Genomic DNA, 5471 nt, shown 5'->3' with positions numbered 1-5471 from the left:
GGCGGGTGTGGCCTGTGGCATTTTTTGCCTCGCTGCAGGTTGGTCTAGACATCCAATTTCCTACAGCAAGCCAAAGGCTTACGCCACTCCCGCCAACCCTCAAAGCCCCACCGCTGAATAAGACGGGTTAATTTCGTTGGAAATTTGTGAGAAGTTTATTGCAGCGAGCTACGCATTTTTATACGCCGAATTATTTCATCAGTAGCACTTAAACCGCTTTCGAAAATTCGTTTTTCTGGCTCGAATTCATCGACGATTTCATCTTCATCTTCTGATATCACAATTCCATTAAAATATTTCGTCGGCCCACTATTGCAGCTTTTGACAACGCCGATGATGAATTCAATATCCTCTTGACGCGTCGGAACGTGCATTTCGAAACACGCAACAATCGAATTCGTAATTGTATCTATTACAACGCCTTCTCCCGCTCCATTTACTTTATTGCGATGATCGACCAGAGAACCTGTAGATTTTATGCAATCATCTTTGTTGTCGGAATAATTTTGCCAAATTTGCGGCTCGTCTTCGATATGTCCAATATATCGTTTATTGTTGTGTTCTGTATTTATAGCCATGATGTTCTCCATAATCATATGTATACTTTATCTAATACTATATTGGTTATGCAATATATTTACGAGATGCTGACTTGGTATTCGCAAGTGAATTTCAATCCGACGAAGGGTTTAGTTTCAATGCGTAAAATGTGATGATATTCGTCATCAGATGCTACTCGACCATCTTCAGCGCACCCGCCGATCACGCGGCCTATGGCGTGCAGCATTAGCCAAGGCACTAGGTGTCTCTGCGCAGTCGATCGAGCGCCTGGAGCGCGGCACCGGATCGGTGATTTTGCTGATGCAAGTGATGGCGTGCCTCGAACTTCATTTCTCCGGTATCGCCAGAGGATCGACACTGCCTGAACAATTTCGGCGCAAACGTCAGCAGTTGGGCTGGTCACTCGATGAAGTGGCAAAGCGTGCTGGGATAACTCGGAAGACTCTGGCAGCGATCGAACGGAGCGAAGGGTCTGTCGCGTCGTTGATCAAGGTATTTGAAGTGTTGGGCCGCAACGCCCGGAAAGCCGAACCCATTCGCCCGTCGTGGGCACACGATCCGTCGGGCGAAAGCGACAAAAGATTCACGCCGACGGCATTCCTTGATCATGTCACTTCAGCATTTGGGGAAATCGACCTTGATCCCTGCGGTCACCCAGACGCGCCCTTGGCGGCGCGCCGGATCATCATGCCGCCGGACTGCGGGCTTGCGGCATCCTGGGAAGGAGCGCGTATGGTCTTCGTCAATCCGCCCTACAGCAGTTTTATGAAGTGGGTGAATCGCGCTGTCGACGCATGGGAAGCTGGAGAGTGCGAAACCATCGTCATGCTTGGTCCAGTCCGCACGGACAGCCAGACATTTCAGCGTCGGGTAGCTCGACTTGCCGACGTCGGGTTGATGGCTGAGAGGCTCCGTTTCCTGACTTTATCAGGCGTTCGCAATCCCATCCCTGTATCTCTCATGGTCATGGTATTTGGTGGACGGCGGGACCAGATCGACGACTTCGCGCAGAGGGTTCCGGCAATCTGGCTGCCTCGTAACACCTAGATAGCAGTGTTGATGATGGCGAGAAGCTGGTTCGCGCGTGGGTCTTCCAAGCGCACTTCATGCGTAATGACTTTTACATCGATCTCGATATCAACGTCTGTGATGGTCTCTGCAGCACGCCGCATGTGCTCCTCGGCAATGGCGATCGTTTCGGAAACCGCCCTCTCATCGCAATTGAGGTAGATAGCGTCATGGAGTGTCTGGCAGATATCCAGGTCAGTCTCAAAAGCCAGCGATGTCACTGCGCGCCGGAGCATGGTCGCCCCGGCGGCTTGCACTGGGAAGTTGATGAGTTGAGGACGGCGGTTGTATTCGGATGAAACGAATGCCACCCACCCATCCGGGCTGGAACACCAACCGCGATCAAGTGCGTGTCGATATTCTCCGTCGAGATGTGCCTGTAGGACTGCGAACTCGCCATTATACCAACTGAGCACCCGCTTCGCTCGGTTGGCAGCCTCATCTTCGCTGACGATCTCCGTATCCTGCCCCCCGTTCAAATCAGTGTATATCCGGGCTGCCAACGACCTTTCGCCCATGCCATAGCCAATTCCCAGCATGGCCGCTTTGTAAGTCTGCCGCTCCACGGGGTGACTATATTTGGTCGCTCCGTCCGGGACCGCTCCTGCTCGGCGGGCGCATTCAAGATATAGATCATCCGATTGATATGCAGCGCGATAGTTCGGGTCGCGGGAAAGGCCGATCGCGATGGCAGGTTCTTGCTTTGACCAATCCAAGGCAATCAGCGCGCGACCCGGCGCAGGCCGAACGCCTGCAACGCGAAATGCTGGATGCAGTGCGAAAATGAAACCCTGCCGCACCCTAGGTTGGTTTCGGCCAGTTTTCGTATGATACGGCGTGGAGCCAGGATGGACTGCGTCGTTCTGATCCCATGTCAACTGGAGGCCCTGAAGACCGTTGATCGCGTCCCGCGCCTGCCGGAACAACGCGAGGCCGGGAATATTTTTTATCTGCTGATCAAGCGTTTCGCGGTCAAGTCGCAGGCGTCCGTCACCGAGTTGCGGCCACCCCTCGTCCCAGCCTCGCCTTCCGATATACTCGACGAAGCCAGATTGGTTGAAGTGAATGTTACCGGTCTCTTGGTCCTGTTGCCAGAACCTTGATCCGGGATAGGCGGTGGCGACCTCCTGCGCGATGATGACCTTGATACGTGATTTGTTTCTCAGAACCCGCGACCACCAATCGACATTGACTGGAAGACCCGCCGACCGTTGGCGCAGTTCGTCCAATGCCAATATATAACTACCGCGCTCGATCGCGGCGGCGAGACTCCACGGCGTGCCTTCAACTTCATGGATCGCTTGAATGCGCATATAGGCCTCTATCAGGTTGGTTACCTCAAGGGCTGCCAGACAGTCGGGCTGCGTAAAGCCGTTGAAGTCGCGATCGATCCAGCGCGGATGGGACCCCAAAATCATTTTTGCTTCGGTCTGTAAGTGGATCAACTTCATCGACCGTGTGCGGACGGCGGGGACATACCAACTAACTATAGGAATCCCGGCATTTGCGATATCCAGCACATCTGATGGTCGTGCGTTTATGGCCTGACCATCGTGGTCGAAAATCGTGACATTGTCGTGATCAAGGAGACAAAATGGCTCGCTTTCGTCGATGACAAGTGAACGATATTTTAGGTCTGCATTAATTGCCGGAGATGCGCTTGATGTTTTCATTTCATCATCTGGCGGGGTGAAGGCGGTGCAATCAATTTAAATATTGATTTTCGGTATGCTCGTGTCGCTAAATATGCAGGCAACGATTGGTGGACAACCAAGAGGTTTACGAAACTAACATCTCATCGCAGATAAGTTTCGGATGTAAGGCCGCGATGAAGTCCACACATCGCGGCCTTATATATTAACAATGGTGTAACGTGGACAATAGTATTCAAAAATTTGACTTTACTTTATGCAGGCCGCTTTCTGACGATGATCAGCGAGTAGCCGAAATTAAATCGGCCATTATTGCGCTCGGCAATGACACAAGCCCGGAGGCAATGGCGCGACAGAAGGCGCTAACGACACGTCTCAAAGCGTTGGATAAGGGGCGTGGCACGCAGCCTCAGTCGGATGCACTCCAGACGTGGATCACATCCGACGACGTCTACTATGAGCTGGAAAATTCAAAATATCGCCGTCGCGAAAAGTCGGGCGAATGGCAGTTGATCTCTGGTCCCGCGCTTCTGGCAACCCGTCCCGAAGACGTGATGGCTGGTGAAGAAACCATCAAGCGCACGCTCCGGTCGATGGGACGCGTAGTCGCTCGCGCAGCGTATCTGGAGGATACTGCTGAGTCAGATATTCTCAACATGATGGATTTCAGCGGCGTTCTTCCGCCGGTCCATGGCGAGGCCTACCATTGGATTTTCGACGTCCTTGTCCAAAGCTTGGCCGGTATAGATGGCGACGAAGGCGCGCACTACATCGAGCGCTGGATCGTTGTGCGCTACAATCTGATCCGGCAGCGTAAGTCGGGAGCGTATCGCATGAGCGCGCTCGTCTTGGACAATGATGACGGTGGTGCGGGTAAAAATGTTTTCGTGGAGAGGTGTCTCTCTACCTTGTTTGGAAAGCGGCTGGTCGCAGGCAATATGCGGATTGCAGAACTCACCGGTGACTACAATGATTCGCTACGCGGCAAAGCAGTCGCCATGGTGAATGAAGTGAGCTTTGATCGGACCGATACAGAGCGGTTGAAGCAAATTCTCGGATCGAAGACCCTGCGGGTCAATCCTAAGCACCAGGCAATTCGCCAAGATGATAACACGACGGCATTCATATTGTCGGGTAATGCCTATGGCCGGACGGTCAAGCTCACCGGGACGTCGATCGATCGTCGCTATTCGGTGATGATGAGCGACTTCAAGCTGGCGTTGCTGATCGCCCAACATGAGGGGATGGACATCCAAGCAGATACGTTTGATCGTGATATCGATCGGTTCATGGACGATGTGTTAACTATATTGGATGCGCCCGGCGAAGTTGCACGCTGGATCGGAGCACTGGTGGGTCGCTATGGTGAAGCCACAACGATCGAACCCTTCCACCGGCTGGGATATCAGCGGGCGCTCGAAGTCCAGGAAAGCCCGTTTTCGGCATTCCTCATCGTCGCATTTAATGACGATTTTCAGGCGTGTTCGGTTTCTGGTCTCCATGAGGCTTACAGACGTTACGCAGTCGATTGGGTGCGCGAGCGCGACATTCTGACGCAGCGTGCTTTTGTTACGGCCGCGAAAAGATTTGGCGAAAAGCGCTTTCCGAATTTTTTCATGCGCAAGGCGGGAACGAAGGACCCGGTGACAGGGTCGCAGTCTAACTGGTTCTTCGCTGCCCCTTCCCTGACCGTTTCGGATGACAGTATGGCGGACATAGAGCGTCGCCTCTGATCCTGGGGCCGCACCTCACTGGCACTTTATCGGCATCTCAAGGGCACCTTATCTTCACCCTGACTGTGCCAGGCTCTGCCTGGCGCAGTCCCAAGATGCCGGATTGTCCCAGTTAAGGTGCCCTTGAGGTGCCCTTGAGGTGCCGCCACGAATGGCGGTTTTATGCGGGATAAAAGGGCATTGGCACCTTATCACCTTATAAATTAGAGGAATAGATAAAGAGGTGTTCCGCCCAAATCGGCCTTCTTTTTCATTTCCGGCTTAGAGTTGAGGTGCCGACTATCTCGTGCCTCTGGCGGACCCATGCCTACATTATTGACCGCCCTTCGCGGCTCGACGATTTTTCCATGATGATTGTCCCAGGCTGAGCGTGGATGATCCCAGCGGCGATCCGCACGCCATCGTAGTCGCCGGACGATATCGACCTTTATGATCCTCCTGGGACGATTCCATCCGG

5 protein-coding genes are annotated in these 5471 nt (G+C 53.2%); 2 read left to right on the top strand and 3 right to left on the bottom strand.

Annotated features, from left to right (window positions below; genetic code table 11):
* Positions 1-155 precede the first annotated feature (155 nt).
* A complete protein-coding gene (locus SxD43FB_RS25010; protein ID WP_141249617.1) occupies positions 156-578 on the bottom strand; it encodes a hypothetical protein in 423 nt (140 codons plus the stop codon).
* Between the two features lie 151 nt (positions 579-729).
* On the opposite strand from SxD43FB_RS25010, the gene SxD43FB_RS22830 reads away from it, so the two are divergent.
* Positions 730-1608 (top strand): DNA N-6-adenine-methyltransferase, encoded by an 879-nt coding sequence (locus SxD43FB_RS22830; RefSeq protein WP_096064081.1) that lies wholly within the window; start codon positions 730-732, stop codon positions 1606-1608.
* Here SxD43FB_RS22830 and SxD43FB_RS22825 read toward each other — a convergent pair.
* On the bottom strand, positions 1605-3302 hold the full coding sequence (locus tag SxD43FB_RS22825) for a DNA polymerase (protein WP_096064080.1): 1698 nt from the start codon (positions 3300-3302) through the stop codon (positions 1605-1607). The two genes, SxD43FB_RS22830 and SxD43FB_RS22825, sit on opposite strands and share 4 nt — an antisense overlap.
* 200 nt (positions 3303-3502) lie before the next feature.
* On the opposite strand from SxD43FB_RS22825, the gene SxD43FB_RS22820 reads away from it, so the two are divergent.
* Entirely contained in the window at positions 3503-5014 is a 1512-nt protein-coding gene (locus SxD43FB_RS22820) for a primase-helicase family protein (RefSeq protein WP_141249616.1), read from the top strand.
* 203 nt (positions 5015-5217) lie between these two features.
* Here SxD43FB_RS22820 and SxD43FB_RS25660 read toward each other — a convergent pair.
* On the bottom strand, positions 5218-5471 hold a 254-nt coding region (locus tag SxD43FB_RS25660; protein WP_217988831.1), incomplete at its 5' end, for a hypothetical protein.

It is taken from the genome of Sphingobium sp. D43FB (assembly GCF_002312805.1).
Taxonomy (GTDB): Bacteria; Pseudomonadota; Alphaproteobacteria; order Sphingomonadales; family Sphingomonadaceae; genus Sphingobium.
This window is presented reverse-complemented; position numbering and strand designations above follow the sequence as displayed.

Excerpts from the sequence above, each read along its gene's own strand:
- SxD43FB_RS22825 (WP_096064080.1), bottom strand. The coding sequence starts at position 3,302 with ATGAAAACATCAAGCGCATCTCCGGCAATTAATGCAGACCTAAAATAT.
- SxD43FB_RS25010 (WP_141249617.1), bottom strand. The coding sequence starts at position 578 with ATGGCTATAAATACAGAACACAACAATAAACGATATATTGGACATATC.
- SxD43FB_RS22830 (WP_096064081.1), top strand. The coding sequence starts at position 730 with ATGCTACTCGACCATCTTCAGCGCACCCGCCGATCACGCGGCCTATGG.